16 protein-coding genes and 1 pseudogene are annotated in these 13,696 nt (G+C 73.2%); 7 read left to right on the forward strand and 10 right to left on the reverse strand.

Annotated features, from left to right (window positions below):
• The first annotated feature begins 185 nt into the window (after positions 1-185).
• Complete coding sequence (locus QRN49_RS08055; RefSeq protein ID WP_228513189.1) at positions 186-1,013, forward strand: endo alpha-1,4 polygalactosaminidase; 828 nt, start codon at positions 186-188, stop codon at positions 1,011-1,013.
• A gap of 22 nt (positions 1,014-1,035) precedes the next feature.
• On the opposite strand, the gene QRN49_RS08060 is transcribed toward QRN49_RS08055, so the two are convergent.
• The 4 genes from QRN49_RS08060 to QRN49_RS08075 all read right to left on the reverse strand — a co-directional run bounded on the left by QRN49_RS08060 (position 1,036) and on the right by QRN49_RS08075 (position 3,315).
• The gene (locus tag QRN49_RS08060; RefSeq protein WP_284755089.1) at positions 1,036-1,395 is read right to left on the reverse strand and encodes a GntR family transcriptional regulator; all 360 of its coding nucleotides are present in this window, start codon (positions 1,393-1,395) and stop codon (positions 1,036-1,038) included.
• 10 nt (positions 1,396-1,405) lie between these two features.
• Complete coding sequence (locus QRN49_RS08065; RefSeq protein ID WP_194653344.1) at positions 1,406-1,978, reverse strand: DUF1684 domain-containing protein; 573 nt, start codon at positions 1,976-1,978, stop codon at positions 1,406-1,408.
• A 132-nt stretch (positions 1,979-2,110) separates the two neighbouring features.
• Positions 2,111-2,593: a hypothetical protein gene (locus tag QRN49_RS08070; protein WP_284755090.1), complete on the reverse strand. Its 483-nt coding sequence runs from the start codon at positions 2,591-2,593 to the stop codon at positions 2,111-2,113.
• Between the two features lie 83 nt (positions 2,594-2,676).
• A complete protein-coding gene (locus QRN49_RS08075) occupies positions 2,677-3,315 on the reverse strand; it encodes a GNAT family N-acetyltransferase (protein WP_284755091.1) in 639 nt (212 codons plus the stop codon).
• Between the two features lie 91 nt (positions 3,316-3,406).
• Here QRN49_RS08075 and QRN49_RS08080 point away from each other — a divergent pair, with 91 nt between their 5' ends.
• A complete protein-coding gene (locus tag QRN49_RS08080) occupies positions 3,407-4,012 on the forward strand; it encodes a hypothetical protein (RefSeq protein WP_259586660.1) in 606 nt (201 codons plus the stop codon).
• A gap of 36 nt (positions 4,013-4,048) precedes the next feature.
• Positions 4,049-4,357 (forward strand): annotated as a pseudogene (locus QRN49_RS08085) (DUF427 domain-containing protein); the annotation flags it as partial.
• Positions 4,358-4,383: 26 nt separating this feature from the next.
• Here QRN49_RS08085 and QRN49_RS08090 read toward each other — a convergent pair.
• The 6 genes from QRN49_RS08090 to QRN49_RS08115 form a co-directional block, all read right to left on the reverse strand.
• Positions 4,384-5,643: an Nramp family divalent metal transporter gene (locus tag QRN49_RS08090; RefSeq protein WP_111038472.1), complete on the reverse strand. Its 1,260-nt coding sequence runs from the start codon at positions 5,641-5,643 to the stop codon at positions 4,384-4,386.
• Between the two features lie 285 nt (positions 5,644-5,928).
• Positions 5,929-6,624, reverse strand: coding sequence for a CGNR zinc finger domain-containing protein (locus QRN49_RS08095; protein WP_110859474.1), 696 nt, complete (start codon positions 6,622-6,624; stop codon positions 5,929-5,931).
• 47 nt (positions 6,625-6,671) lie between these two features.
• Complete coding sequence (locus QRN49_RS08100; RefSeq protein WP_284755099.1) at positions 6,672-7,163, reverse strand: SprT-like domain-containing protein; 492 nt, start codon at positions 7,161-7,163, stop codon at positions 6,672-6,674.
• Positions 7,160-7,990, reverse strand: a complete 831-nt coding sequence (locus QRN49_RS08105) for a hypothetical protein (protein WP_071406181.1) — start codon at positions 7,988-7,990, stop codon at positions 7,160-7,162. The genes QRN49_RS08100 and QRN49_RS08105 overlap by 4 nt, the downstream gene beginning before the upstream one ends.
• Before the next feature lie 141 nt (positions 7,991-8,131).
• Entirely contained in the window at positions 8,132-8,890 is a 759-nt protein-coding gene (locus tag QRN49_RS08110) for a YhjD/YihY/BrkB family envelope integrity protein (RefSeq protein WP_284755101.1), read from the reverse strand.
• 106 nt (positions 8,891-8,996) lie between these two features.
• Positions 8,997-9,839, reverse strand: coding sequence for a spermidine synthase (locus QRN49_RS08115; RefSeq protein ID WP_209080904.1), 843 nt, complete (start codon positions 9,837-9,839; stop codon positions 8,997-8,999).
• Positions 9,840-9,969: 130 nt separating this feature from the next.
• On the opposite strand from QRN49_RS08115, the gene QRN49_RS08120 reads away from it, so the two are divergent.
• From QRN49_RS08120 to QRN49_RS08135, 4 genes are all read left to right on the forward strand, one after another.
• Complete coding sequence (locus tag QRN49_RS08120) at positions 9,970-10,491, forward strand: hypothetical protein (protein ID WP_284755102.1); 522 nt, start codon at positions 9,970-9,972, stop codon at positions 10,489-10,491.
• The gene (locus QRN49_RS08125; protein ID WP_284755103.1) at positions 10,488-11,678 is read left to right on the forward strand and encodes a sensor histidine kinase; all 1,191 of its coding nucleotides are present in this window, start codon (positions 10,488-10,490) and stop codon (positions 11,676-11,678) included. The genes QRN49_RS08120 and QRN49_RS08125 overlap by 4 nt, the downstream gene beginning before the upstream one ends.
• On the forward strand, positions 11,675-12,370 hold the full coding sequence (locus QRN49_RS08130) for a response regulator transcription factor (RefSeq protein WP_262131312.1): 696 nt from the start codon (positions 11,675-11,677) through the stop codon (positions 12,368-12,370). The genes QRN49_RS08125 and QRN49_RS08130 overlap by 4 nt, the downstream gene beginning before the upstream one ends.
• Positions 12,371-12,707: 337 nt before the next feature.
• Positions 12,708-13,325, forward strand: a complete 618-nt coding sequence (locus tag QRN49_RS08135) for a hypothetical protein (RefSeq protein WP_284755104.1) — start codon at positions 12,708-12,710, stop codon at positions 13,323-13,325.
• Positions 13,326-13,696: the final 371 nt, after the last annotated feature.

Genomic DNA, 13,696 nt, shown 5'->3' on the forward strand with positions numbered 1-13,696 from the left:
CTGGGCACCTTCGTGAGGTGCTCGATCATCGACCAGAGTCCGGAGACAGGTGGTCGGGAGTTCGGGGCGTCCGTACGACGCACGAGGCGATCGGCGCCTCGAGTACGACCAGCATAGCGTGCACATCCCCGGAACAGCGAGGGCGGGGTCGTTCGCCCTGCGCGTGCGAGGATTCCGGGGTGCGCATGCGAACCGTCCTGTTGACCACCGCGATGGCCCTGGTGGCCGTCCTCGGCACGGCCGGCTGCGCCGAGGCCGCCACGACCAGCGCGGCCGCGAGCTACCGCAACCTGCCGACCTCGGGTCGCGTGGACTACCAGCTCGGCGGCGGGTACACCCCGCCCTCCGGCGTGACGATCGTCGAGCGCGACAGCACCGACCGCCCGGCGAAGGGCAAGTACAACATCTGCTACGTCAACGGGTTCCAGACGCAGCCCGAGGCCGCCCGCACGTGGAAGAAGTCGTACCCGTCGGCGATCCTCCGCGACCGTGCGGGCAAGCCGGTCTCGGACCCGGGGTGGCCGGACGAGATGCTCCTCGACACCCGGACCGCGGCCAAGCGTGCCCTGATCACGAAGGTGCTCGCGAAGACCGTCGCCCGCTGCGGTGACCGCGGGTTCGACGCGGTGGAGTTCGACAACCTCGACTCGTGGACCCGGAGCGGCAAGCGGCTCACCCGTGCCGGCAACCTGGCGCTCGCGAAGTCGCTCGTCGCCAAGGGGCACCGGCACGGCCTGGCCGTCGGGCAGAAGAACACGCCGCAGCTCGGGGCGTCCGGCCGGAAGCAGACCGGGTTCGACTTCGTCGTCGCCGAGGAGTGCGTGCAGTACCGGGAGTGCGCCGCGTACACGAAGGCCTACGGCGGGCGGGTCATCGACGTGGAGTACTCGGACACCCTCGAGCGCTCGTGGGGGTCGGTCTGCGGGCTGAAGAGCCGTCCGGCCATGACGATCCTGCGCGACCGCGACCTGGTGACCCCGAAGGACGACGCGTACGTGTACGAGCACTGCTGAGCGCTCGCACCACCCGCGCCCGCTACGCCGGCCAGGCCTCCCGCAACGCGGTCGCGGCCTGGTCCGCCGACAGCCCCGCCGAGCGTGCCGCGGCGGCCAGGGCACGAGCGGCCTCGGCCACGGCGTCCGGCACCGCTGCCGGCCGCACCACCCGGGTACCGGCGCCCCGCGCGGTGACCACGAGCCCGGCCTCCTCGAGCAGCTGGTAGGCCTTCGCGACGGTGCCCGCGGCGAGCCCGAGCTCGTCCGCCAGCCCACGCACGCTCGGCAGCCGTTCACCGTCCACCAGGTACCCGGCGGTGATCTGCGCGGCGATCTGCGATCGGACCTGCTCGAACGGCGGCACGCGGCCACCGACGTCGAGGGCGACGAGTCCTGTCATGCGTTCCACCCTAGAAGTCGTACTGCTCGCCGACGGGGATCGGGACCGGCACGGTGTTGCCCGGAGGCGCGAGCGGGCACGCCCACGCCGGGTCGTACGCGCACGACGGGTTGTAGGCGAAGTTGAAGTCGAGCACGAGCGACCCGAGGTCGTCGCCGCCCAGGTCCGCGCCCTTGATGGTGTCGAGCAGGTAGCGTCCGCCGCCGTACGTGCCACGGGCCTTGCCGGCGCTGGAGTCCTTGACAGGGACGAACACCCCGCCCGCGTAGCCGCCGTGCTTCCAGACGTCGAGGGTGCCGACTCCGGGGACCCGCACGAGGCCGAGCCGGTCGAAGTGCACGATGCCGTCGGTGCCGGTCTCGAAGTCGAACTCGGCGGGCTCGGTGGCCTCGATGCGGACCTGGAACCGCCACGCCGGGTCGTAGTCCGGCACCGGCAGCGACTCGAAGTCGCGGGCGTCCTCGTCGAGCAGCGGCGAGGCCGGGTGCTCCGCGAACATCGCGTCACGGGTCTCGCGCCAGAGCGCGTGCGCCGTCTGGGGGTCGGGGGTGGCGCGGACGCGGCGGTACAGGTCGAACATCATCCGCCGCCAATCCGTCGTCGCCAGCGTGCTGCGCACGCGGTCGTCGGTCGTCGGCTCCTGGGGGCGCGTCTGGCTCACGTGGTCGAGGCTACGCCCGCTCCGCGGTGGACGGGAGGCCCGACCCGCGTCGCGTCACTCGCCGTCAGTCCGCCAGGTGGGCGCGAGGGCGCGCATCCGGAACGCTCGCCACTGCCAGATGACCCACATGCCGGGCCACAGGGCGAGCCCGAGGACGGCCGGTCGCATCCGGTAGGTCAGGCGGTCGAGCAGCAGGGTCCGGCCACCCGGTGCGGGGACGACGGCCATCCGGTGCGACATCGTCATCCGCCCGAACAACCCGGACGTGCCGCCGCCGTTGTCGCGCTGCACGGGGACCCCCTGGACCTCGTACAGGTCGAGGTCGACGTGCGTGTCGCCGCTCGGCACCAGTCCGAAGGCGTCCGCGGTGATCGGGTGCGGGTGTCCCGGCTCCCAGCGCTCCGGGAATCCCTTGGGATCGCGCGAGCGGTACGCCAGGAACGGCTTCGTCACCGCCACCATCACGGAGGGGGACAGCAGGGCATCGCGCACGGCCTCGACCGGCGCGTCGAGGACGATCCGGAGGCCGACGTGCATGGCGGTGACGCTACGCCCGCGGGCTGGACGATGCGTCGTGGCGGTGGGAGACGTCGCAGGCGGGATGACGCAGCGGGGACGACTCAGGCGTGCCGGGCCGACCGGCGGCGGGACCCCTCGGCGCGGTCGTGCCGCCGGAGCCGCTCGGCCAGTCCGAGCCGGACGGCCGGCCACTCCGACGCGATCACCGAGAACACCACGGTGTCGCGCAGCGTGCCGTCGCGGCCGATCGCGTGGTTCCGGAGCACGCCGTCCTGCTTGGCGCCGAGGCCCGCGATGGCCGCCCGGGACTGCAGGTTGTGCCAGTGGGTGCGGAACTCGACCGCGATGCACTGCCAGGCCTCGAACGCGTGCGACAGCATGAGCAGCTTCGACTCGGTGTTGATCCCCGAGCGCTGCGCGGACCGGGCCAGGAACGTGCTGCCGATCTCGACGTGACGGTTGCCCGGGTCGATGTTCATGAAGGTCGTCGCACCCACGACCCGGCCGGTCGGGCGGTCCCGCACGGCGAAGGGCACCATACGGCCGGCCTCGTGCTCGGCGAGCCGCCGGTCGATCTCGGCGTCGACCTGTGCCGGGGCGGGCACCGAGGTGTACCAGGTGCGCCACAGATCGCCGTCCGCGACCGCCGCCCGCAGGTCTTCCGCGTGCTCCTGCCCGAGGGGCTCGAGCGTCACACGGTCGCCGGTCAGGGTGGGTACGGGGGCGATCTCCATGACCATGCATCCTAGGGTCGCCGACCCTGGTGGAACCCGGTCGGACAGCGACCCTGTGGAGAGGGACAGCATCGCTCGGACGGCTATCGTGACGGACGTGGCAGAACGCACCCAGGAGAAGTACCAGGTCCGGTTCGCGTGGGGTCCCGGAGGTGCGGCACGGATCGCCCACGGCACCCACCTGCTGGTCTGGGTCGACGCCCTGCCGCCGACCCCCGACGCCGCAGCACAGCGGCGCGCGCTGCGGAACGTGACCGCCCAGCTGCCGCAGGGTCCGGAGGTCGTGCTCGGCCACCTCGGCAACGCGGCGGCGGTCGCGGAACGGGTGACGGGCCTCCAGGCGGCACGCGGTGACCGGTGCGTCGTCGCGATCGTGGCCGCCGGGCTGCACCACTCCGCAGTCCTCGACGACGCGGCCGAGGCGGCGGGGGAGTCCGTCGACGTCGCCGACGCACCCGACTTCGCCGTCGAGGACCTGCTCGCCGCCGGAGCCGTCGTCGACGCGCTCACCGACGTCGGCATCGACCACACGTCACCCGAGGCCGCCGCGGCCTGCGCGGCGTACACGGGGCTGCGCCGTGCCGTGAAGCACCTGGTCAGCGCGTCCGAGGGAGCCGCCGTCCTGAGCCGTGACGACGTGCACGCGGCGCTCGCCGCGGGCCCCGACCTGCCCGTCCTGCGGGAATCGGGGGAGCGCGCGTAGCGTTCGCCCCGTCACGGAACCAGCGAGCGAAGGAGCAACGCCATGAAGGCAGTCGTCGGCGACACGGTGATCGCGGAGGCCCCCGAAGAGGACCTCATCAAGATCGAGGGCAACTGGTACTTCCCGCCGTCGAGCGTGAAGACCGAGCTCTTCACCGAGAGCCCCACCCAGTACCACTGCCCGTGGAAGGGCGACACCCAGTACTTCACGGTGAACGTCGACGGACAGGCGCTGCAGGACCGCGCGTGGTCGTACCCGACGCCGATCCCGTCGTCGTTCGACCGCGTCGGCAAGGACTACTCGGGCTACGTCGCGTTCTGGAAGGACGTCCAGGTCGTCGAGTGACGACCGCCCGTCACCCTGACCGGGTCTCAGCCGGTCAGGGTGAGCACGACCAGCGCGACGTTGAGCGCCACGATGACCGCCGCGATCACCCACGCCACCACGCGGGTGGTCGCGGCGTTCACGTCGGTCCCCATCACGCTCCGTCGCGACGTGTAGACCACCAGGGGCACGATCGCGAAGGCGATCCCGAAGCTCAGCACCACCTGGCTGACGACGAGCAGCATCGTCGCGTCGATGTTCAGCGCGAGCAGCACGATCGCCGGCACCAGGGTGATCGCGCGTCGGGCCACGAGCGGGATCCGCACGTGCAGCAGCCCCTGCATGATTTCCGCGCCGGCCATGCAGCCCACCGAGGTCGAGGCCAGGCCGGACGCGAGCAGGCCCACGGCGAAGAGCACCCCGACGACCGGGCCGACGTTCTCGGCGATGGCGCGCTGCGCACCGGGGATGGAGTCGGTGCCCTCGACGCCCGGCAGGGTGGCCGCGGCGAGGACGAGCATCGCGATGTTCACCCCGCCCGCGACGATCAGCGCGAGGCCGACGTCCCACCGGGTCGCGACGAGCACCCGGCGACGCTCCGGCCCGGCGGGGACGTCCCCGTGGCGGTCCCGGGCGAGCGCCGAGTGCAGGTACACCGCGTGCGGCATCACGGTCGCGCCGAGCATCGAGGCCGCCAGCAGCACCGACCCGGAGCCCTCGAACCGCGGCACGAGCCCGGCGACCAGGTCGGCCGGGGACACCCGGGCGAACAGCAGCCCGGCACAGAAGCCCACCGTCAGGATCGCGAGCATCGCCGTCACCACGGTCTCGAACAGGCGCGTGCCCCGGCGGCTGTGCAGGGTCAGCAGGAGCATCGAGACGAGCCCGGTGATGATCCCGCCGACCACGAGCGGCAGGCCGAAGAGCAGGTAGAGCGCCAGTGCGCCGCCGATGACCTCGGCGATGTCGGTCGCGGCGGCGACGATCTCGGCCTGACCCCAGAACAGCAGGCGCGGGGTGCGCCGCATCCGCAGGCCGAGGTGCTCGGGCAGCGACTTGCCCGTCACCACCCCGAGCTTGGCGGACAGGTACTGCACCACCACGGCGCTGGCGTTCGCGGCCACGAGCACCCAGAGCAGCAGGTACCCGTACTCGGCCCCGGCCGTCAGGTTGGCGGCGACGTTGCCCGGGTCGACGTACGCGATGGCCGCGACGAACGCCGGTCCGAGCAGGGTGAGCCCGGCTGCGCGGCGACGCGGGGCACCGGATGGGTGCTCGTCGAGCCGGGGGCTGGCAGTGTCGGTCATGCACCGATCCTGCCAGAGAATTCGGCACACCAAATCTTTTTCTTCGAGGTGTCGTTGCGCTGGCCGGTCGTCACCCGTGCGTGCGTGTGTCGGGTGGTCACGACCCGTCGGATGGGACGCCGCCAGCCGACGGTTGGTGACCGCTCGGCGGAGGTGAGCGGGGTGTCCTGACCGCTCGCGGAAGGCGGACAGGAGGCCCGTGGCGGCGCCGCCACGCGCCTCCCGGTCGGTGGCTGGTCGCGACTCACCCCTCCCGGACGACGAGAGGAAGGTGTCAGCTCGTCGTCACTCCGCGGCGCGGCGGGCGCGGTGCGCCCGGACCTTCGCCCGGTTGCCGCACCGCTGCATCGAGCACCAGCGTCGGGTCCCACCGCGCGACGAGTCGTAGAACACCAGGCCGCAGTCCTCGGCCGAGCACCGGCTCAGCCGCGTCGGCCGGCCGTCGGCCTCGACGTCGTCGAAGCCGACCTCGGTGAAGAGCGCGACGGCGTCGCGCGCGACGCTCGACAGGGCCTGCGCCAGGCGGACCCGGTTGGCTCCGGCGCGGCGTCGGCCACCCGGGAGGCTCGGGGGCACGTCCGGCAGGGCAGCGAACAGGTTGACGGTGTCGATGTCGTCGGGCGCGGGGCGCGTGCGGCCGGCCCCGGCACGCAGGCCAGCCGCCACGGCGGTGCGTTCCGCGGCGGTGCTCGCCGGCGCGGGGGCCGCGGCCACGGCGAGCCGGGCGATCGCGGCACGCAGGGCCCGGGCGTCCTGCAGCTCACGGGCGCTGGCACCGACGTCGATCGGCTCGGTGTGCTCGCTGAGCCACTCGTCCAGGTCGGCCGGGCTCGCGAGCAGCTCGCCGAGCTGCGATCGCGGACGGCGTCCGGCGGGGTCGTCGGCGAAGCCACCCGTGTGCGCGAAGTCGAGCGCGATCCGTCCGGCGTCGAAGAACCAGGAGGAACCGGCGTCCGTGCGGATGTGCTGCCCCGTGTGCATCCGCCCAGGCTAACGGGTTACCGGCGCGCCTCCGTGCGTCGGGACCCTCATGCGGTAGTCGACGCCATCGTGGCCGCGTCGTCGTCAGCGGTCCGGCGCCGCCAGGTGATGACGTTCCGGGCATCGAAGCGCCGGGAACAGCGGGCGCAAGCCAGGGGACGGGTGGGCGTGCGGTACCGGAAGTGCTCGTGCCCCGCGGGGCAGGTGCCGATCCAGGGGGCGAGCTCGCTGGCGATCGGCCCGTCGTGCAGCCGGGAGCCGGTGTACCCGATCGCCGCAGCCGTGCGCTTCCACTTCGGTCCGTGTGCCGCCCGGGCGCCGGCGAGTGCGTGCGCGACCTCGTGCAGCAGGACCTGCTCGACGTCGTCGTCGGAGAACCGGGTGACCAGGTGCCGGCTCACCGTGATCTGCTTCCGTGCGAAGTCGCACTGCCCGGCGCGGGTCTTGGCGTGGTCGAAGCCGAACGCCCACGTGCCGGCACCGAGGTGTTCGGCGATGAGCGCTTCGGCACGGAGCCGGACGGTCTCGAGCGCGGTCACTGCTCGGCGCGCGGGTCGGCCTGGCCCTTCTTCGCTGCCCGGGCCGCGATCCGGCCCCAGATGTCGTCGGCCTCGGTCCGTGCGGCGTCGGGCGCACCGAGCACGCGGCGGCGGATCGGCGGGACCTGCTTCACCGGCTCGGCGACGCGGGTGGTGGGTTCCTCGTCCTCGGCACGGCGGGCGGCGACCTCGCGGGCGGTCCGTGGCTTGTCGGACGGTTCCGCCGGGTTCGTGATCGAGGCCCGCATGGCGGCTTCGACCGCGGTGCGCAACGCGTCGGTGCGCTCGGACGGCGCGCCGGCCTGTCGGAAGGCCTGGTACGCCCGGGAGAGTGCGGCGCGGGCCTCGTCGAAGCGGTCGTTCTCGAACAGCGACCAGCCCTCGATCTCGGCTGCGGCGCCCTCGAGTTCGGGCCACTCCTCGGTGGCGGCGGTGTCGCGGGCCATGGCGGCCTCGGTGGCGGCGCGGTCGTGCCGCCCGAGGTCGTGCAGGACGTGCGCACGACGGATCCGCGCGGCGACCTTGTCCTGGCGCTCCCCGGTGAACATGGCGAGGCGGAACACCTCTTCCGCGATGACGAGCGACTCGTCCAGACGACCGAGCAGGCGGAGGAGTTCGGCCCGTTCGGCGAGGGCGTCGGTGCTGCGGCTCTGGCCGAGGTCACGGAGCCGCTGGTGCACGGCGTCGACGTCGACCGCGGGTCGCAGGCTGATGGGCGCGAAGGTGCTGCCCGGGCTGACTCCGGCCGTCACGGGAGCCGCGTGGCGCGGTTCACGGGAACGGTCGGACAGATCGGGCTGCTGGCGGTCGTCGGGCGGGAGGGACATCGGTTCGAGGGTAGCCGCGGTCTCCCGGGAGCGGTCGGTGCGACGCGCTCAGGTTGCGCGGGTGCGGCCGTCCCCGCGTGCCCCCGGGGACGGCGAACGGCCCGCCGTGCCGGAGCACGACGGGCCGTTCGGAGTGGCCGATCAGGAGTTGGCGGCCACCGCGGCGGCAGCAGCCACGCCGACGTAGGTGACCAGCGTCGCGATCGTGGCCACGACGGCCAGGATGATCGCGAAGATGCCCCAGCCGCGACCACGCTTGGTCACGGCGGCGATGATGCCCTGCACGAGCGCCCAGAGCCCGAGGATCGCGGCGACGCCGGCGATCACCGCACCGACACCGATCTGCGAGATGACGGCCGGGTCGTTCATGAGCTGACGCTGCAGCTCCTGCTGGTCCGGGGTCGCACCGCTGCTCGGCACGAGGTTGTTGATCGCGTCGCTGTTGGCCAGCGCCGACCCCATCACGTACCCGCCGATGACGCCGATGACGAGCGCGGCGAGTCCGAGGAAGAACGCCACGACACCGAGGGTCTTCTTCTTGGGCTTCGGCTCGTCGTGGCTCTGCCAGGCCGGGGCACCGGCGTGCGCGGGCGCGGCGGCGTACGGCTGCTGGTCGTGGCGCTGCTGGTCGTTCCAGCTCGGCGTGCTCGACGGCTGGCCGTACTGCTGCTCGCCGTTCGGCTGGCCGTACTGCTGACCCTGCCCGGACTGCTGCCCGTACTGCTGCTGCTGGCCCTGCCCGTACTGCTCGCCGTACTGCGGGGTCGAGGTCGGTGCCGGGTCCACCCGCTCGCCGTACCGCGGGGCCTCGGCGTCGGGCTGCTGCTGCGGGGCGTCGCCCCAGCGCGGCGCCTGGCCGTCGCCCGTCCGGTCCTGGTCGTTCCGGTCGTCGTTCGTCATCAGGGTTCCCATCGCTCGGTCGCGCACCTGCGCGGTCGTTCAGCCCATCCTGACAGCCGGACCCGCCGAGTGCCCGAAGTCCGTCCCCGGCGGTGCCGCGCGGGCATCAGGCCCCGAACACGTTCCGGTTCGGCTCCGGCGACGCGACCGCCGTCTGGTCGGTGACGATCGGCGCCCCGGCGATGAACGCCTTGAGCTCCGCACCGTGCACGACCTTCGCTGGCATCGGGTCGGACGAGTACCGCCTCGGCATGTCCGCCACCGGCAGGTCGGTCGGCGACCCGAGCAGCACGATGTTCCCGAACCGCCGGCCCTTGAGCATGCCGGTGTCCGCGACCGCGGCGACCGACGGCAGCACGGACTGCAGCGTCGACGCCTGCCCGCGGGCGAAGGCCAACCCGGCGCCGTCGGCCACGTTCACCGCGACGATGCCCGTCGGCGACAGGAACGCGGCGACCTCACGGTAGAACTCGACGCTCGTCACGTGGGCGGGGATCTGCGAACCGCCGAAGACGTCCACCACCGCCAGGTCCACGGTGCCGCGGAGTCCGGCGGGCAGCTTGCCGAGGACCTCCCGGGCGTCGCCGTACCGCACCCGGATCGAGGCGCCGCGGGGGAACGGCAGGGCCTCGCGCACGTGCTCGACCAGGTCGCGCTCGAGCTCGATCACCTGCTGCCGCGAACCCGGACGGGTCACCGCGACGTAGCGGGGCAGGGTGAGGGCGCCGGCGCCCAGGTGCAGTGCCGTGATCGGGCCGTCCGGCAGCAGGTCGATCGCGTGCCCGATCCGCCGGATGTACTCGAACGCCAGGTGGGTCGGGTCCTCGAGGTCCACGTGCGACTGCGGGGTGCCGTCCACCACCAGGGTGAAGGACCCCGGTCGGTGCCGGTCCGGCTCCACCACCGAGTACCCCGCACCGATCCGGAACCCGTCGAACGCATCAGCCATGCCGTCAATGGAACACCACCGCGATCACCACCCGCGTCCCCACCCCTGGTTGGTGTGCCCGCGGAGCGCCCGGAACGAGGCTGATGTCACCGGTCGGAACACTCCGCCGGACCACCTCGAAAGGCACACCATGTCGGTCCAGCTCCTCGCGAACGTGCTCATCGGCCTCGCCCTCGTCGGTTTCCTGGCGTACCGGCAGGCGACCTGGCGGTCCCTCGACCCGGCGCGCATCTGGCGCGGACCGCTCGTGATGGCGATCGTCGGCGTGGTCGTCCTCGCACAGACCACGGCGACCGTCACCACCACCGACGTCGTGTTCCTCGGCCTCGAGGCCCTGCTCACCGTCGGCGTCGGCCTCGCGATGGGGGCAATGACCCGGTTCCGCACGGTCACGACGCCGGACGCCAAGGGCCGCACGCTGCAGTCCCGCACCGGGTGGCTCGGCGCCGCGCTCTGGATCGTCCTGATCGCCGCCCGCATCGGGCTCGACGTCCTCGGCGGCCACCTCGGTGCGCACCTGCTCACCTCGACCGGCACGATCCTGCTCGTGCTCGCCCTGAACCGTGCCGCCCGTGCCGTGGTCGTCGACCGGCGCATCCCCCGCGGCGGCGACCGGTCGGCGGCCGCCCGCCGCGGCATGATGGTGCGGTGAGCCTGCCGACCGACCCGGACCGGACCGACCCCGCCGGGGTCCGGTCCGCCTCGGTGCTCTCCTGGGGGCTGAACGCCGTCGGGATCGCCGTGGTCGCCTTCTGGTTCGTGCGGAACGGCCTCCTGCTCCACCACCCCGCGTGGGTCTGGGCGGTCGGGGCCGTGGCGCTCGCCGCCTGGGCCGTCCGCGAAGCGGCACGCACGCCCCGGCTCCTCGTCGCCGCAGCCGGCGTGATGATCGCCGCCGGATCGCTCACCGTGGTGCCGACCGACTCGCTGCTGGTGGTCCCGGTGATCGTCGGGCTCGTCATCCTCGGCGCAGACCTGCGTCTGCCGGTCTGGACGGCCGCGGTCGCCGCGCTCGCCGCCGTCGTGGTGGTCGCCGTCACCGCGACGCTCGAGCAGACGTCGGTGCAGTTCGTCCTCGGCGTGAGCGGCGGGCTGCTGCTCGGCGTGCTCGTCGGCTTCAGTCGTCGGCAGGTCCGGATCACGACGGCGCAGGCTCGCGAGACCGAGCGGCAGCAGCAGCGCGCACGGCTCCTCGCCGACCGGTCCCGGGCGTCCCGGGACATCCACGACGTCCTCGCCCACTCGCTCGGCGGCCTGGTCCTGCAGCTCGACGCGGTCGAGGCCCTGCTCGAGGCCGGCCGCGTCGACGAGGCCACCCGCCGAGCCGGCGAGGCCCGCGCGCTGGCCGCGGACGGCCTGGCCGAGGCACGGCGTGCGGTGCACGCGCTCCGCGACGAACCGCAGCCCGGCCAGCCGGAGCCGACCCGTGCCTCCAGTCCGTCCGCCGACCACGGGTCGGGCCTGACGGCCCTGCTCGACGCGCACCGTTCGTTCGGCGGCGAGGTCGTCGTGCAGGGTGACACGACCCTCGCGGTCCTCGACGACGCCCACCGTGCCGCCGTGGTCCAGGTCGTCCGGGAGGCCCTCAGCAACACCCGCAGGCACGCTCCCGGCCGCCCCGTGTCCCTGTCCGTGATCCGGGACGGCGACGCCGTGGACGTCGTCGTGGCCAACCCGCTGCCGAGCGGCGGGCAGGGGGTGCTCGGGATGCGCGAGCGGTTCGCGGAACTCGGCAGCGAGGCCACGGTGGAGGCCGAGCGTTCCGACGACGAGTTCGTCGTCGCCATGCACCTGCCCGTCGACGTCCGGGCTCCGGTCGCCGAGGACGACCGCTCGTGACCATCCGGGTGCTCGTGGTCGACGACCAGGCCATCGTCCGCGACGGCCTGGTGACGGTGCTGTCGCTCGTGCCCGACCTGGAGGTCGTCGGGCAGGCGGCGGACGGTGCCGAGGCGATCGCCGCCGTCGACCGGCACGTGCCCGACGTCGTCCTGATGGACCTGCGGATGCCGGGGGTCGACGGGCCGACCGCCACCGCGCGGATCGTCGCCGAGCACCCCGGGGTCGCGGTCCTGGTGCTGACGACCTACGCCGACGACGACTCCATCGTCACCGCGCTGCGGGCGGGAGCTCGCGGCTACCTGACGAAGGACGCCGGACGGGCGGAGATCGCGACCGCGGTGCGGGCGGTGGCCGCCGGGCAGTCGACCTTCGACGCGACCGTGGGGGCGCGGCTGGTGGCGCGCCTCGCCGGTGGTGCCGGTGCAGGTGCCGGTGTCGCTGCTGGTTCCGCGGCGCCTGCGCCTGCGTCACCCCATACCGATCCCGGTCCGTCGCTCGGTGCGCGGTTCCCGGAGCTCACCCCGCGCGAAGTGGACGTCCTCGAGCGGATCGCGGACGGCCGGACGAACCCGCAGATCGCCGCCGAGCTGTTCCTGACGGTGCCCACCGTGAAGTCGTACGTGAACCAGGTGTTCGCGAAGCTCGGGGTCCGGACCCGCGCCGAGGCCGTCGCCCGCGTCCTGCGCTGACCGTCCGCAGCACCCCGTCGTCCCCGGGCCACTGCGGCCACCACGGCCACGTGAATGCGTACACATGGACCACCAGCGGACACCAAGACTCGTTGCGTACCGTTGACGCCTGTCGTCACGACGCCAGAGCGTCGATGCGTGTGTGCCCCACACTCCACGCGTCCGCCCGGACACCGTGACCACGACGTGCCCGTGAGCGCCCCCACCGCTCGAGCGTGCGCGCCGACGGCGTGCTGCTGCGCGCCACCCCTCCGGCCACCCGCGCGCGCTGGCCGTCGAACGCACCGCACCCGATGACGAGTGCACCACTGCTGATCCGCCGCAGGAGACCTCCGTCATGACCGCCGACACCATGAGCGTGCCCACCGCACGCCTCGCCACCCCGGACACGCGCCGGTCCGGAACCCGACCCACCCGGGTGATCCGGGCCTCCCGGCCGTCCCGCGCCGCCCTGCCGTTCCACGCCGACCGCGAGACGGCACCGACCTGGATGCGGGTCGTCGGCACGGCGCTGCTCCTCGGCGGTGCCGGCCTGTCCGCCGCCGTGCTCGGCTGGCCCGGGGACGCGCCGGAGGTCGCCCTGCTGGTGCCGGCCCTGCTCGCCGTCGCCCTCGGGTCGCTGCTCCTGCTCGCCCGGGCCGGGTTCACCGTCACCGAGCGGCACGTGACCCTGCACTTCCGTCCGCTCCCGCCGCGGCGCATCCCGCGCCGGCGGATCACCGACGTCCGCCTGGTCGAGGCGGACGCTGGCACCTACGGCGGTGTCGGCCTGCGGATCCGTCGCGGCGAGCGTGCGCTCATCCTCACGCCGGGCCTCGGGATCGAGCTCACGGACGACCGGGGTCGGGTCACGTTCGTCCGTACGCGACGCCCGGAGGACGCGTTCCGTGCGCTGGCCGGACTGCCGGGCGGGCCGGGAGGCGCGGATCACGTCGAGCGCGAGCGCCTGGGCTGATCAGGGTGCCGGCTGAGCACGGACCCGGCTGAGCGCGGGAATGGAAGCGGCGTGTGGCGGCTTATACACGCCACTGCCGAATCCGGTCAAGCCGGGACTGGACAGCGCGCCACGGAGCGAACTATGATGACAGTTCGCGCTCCCTGGCATCCGTGTCGTCATATTGCGGTCGACGCAGAGTTCTGAGACAGAAACTCATCTCGCCCTGGTGCAGCCGGACCCGTATATGGCGGCGGGTACCGCTCACGGAGATCATCCCACACGTGCACCGACGTTCCGCGTCAAGGCACGCGTCGGCGTGGTCGCAGGGCTTGCATCTCAGGGTTCGCCGAGCGATCAATCCACTCACCTACACACTGCTCGTCAGTGTC

Origin of the sequence: Curtobacterium sp. ME-Dv--P-122a (assembly GCF_030209645.1) — a bacterium.
Taxonomy (GTDB): Bacteria; Actinomycetota; Actinomycetes; order Actinomycetales; family Microbacteriaceae; genus Curtobacterium; species Curtobacterium flaccumfaciens.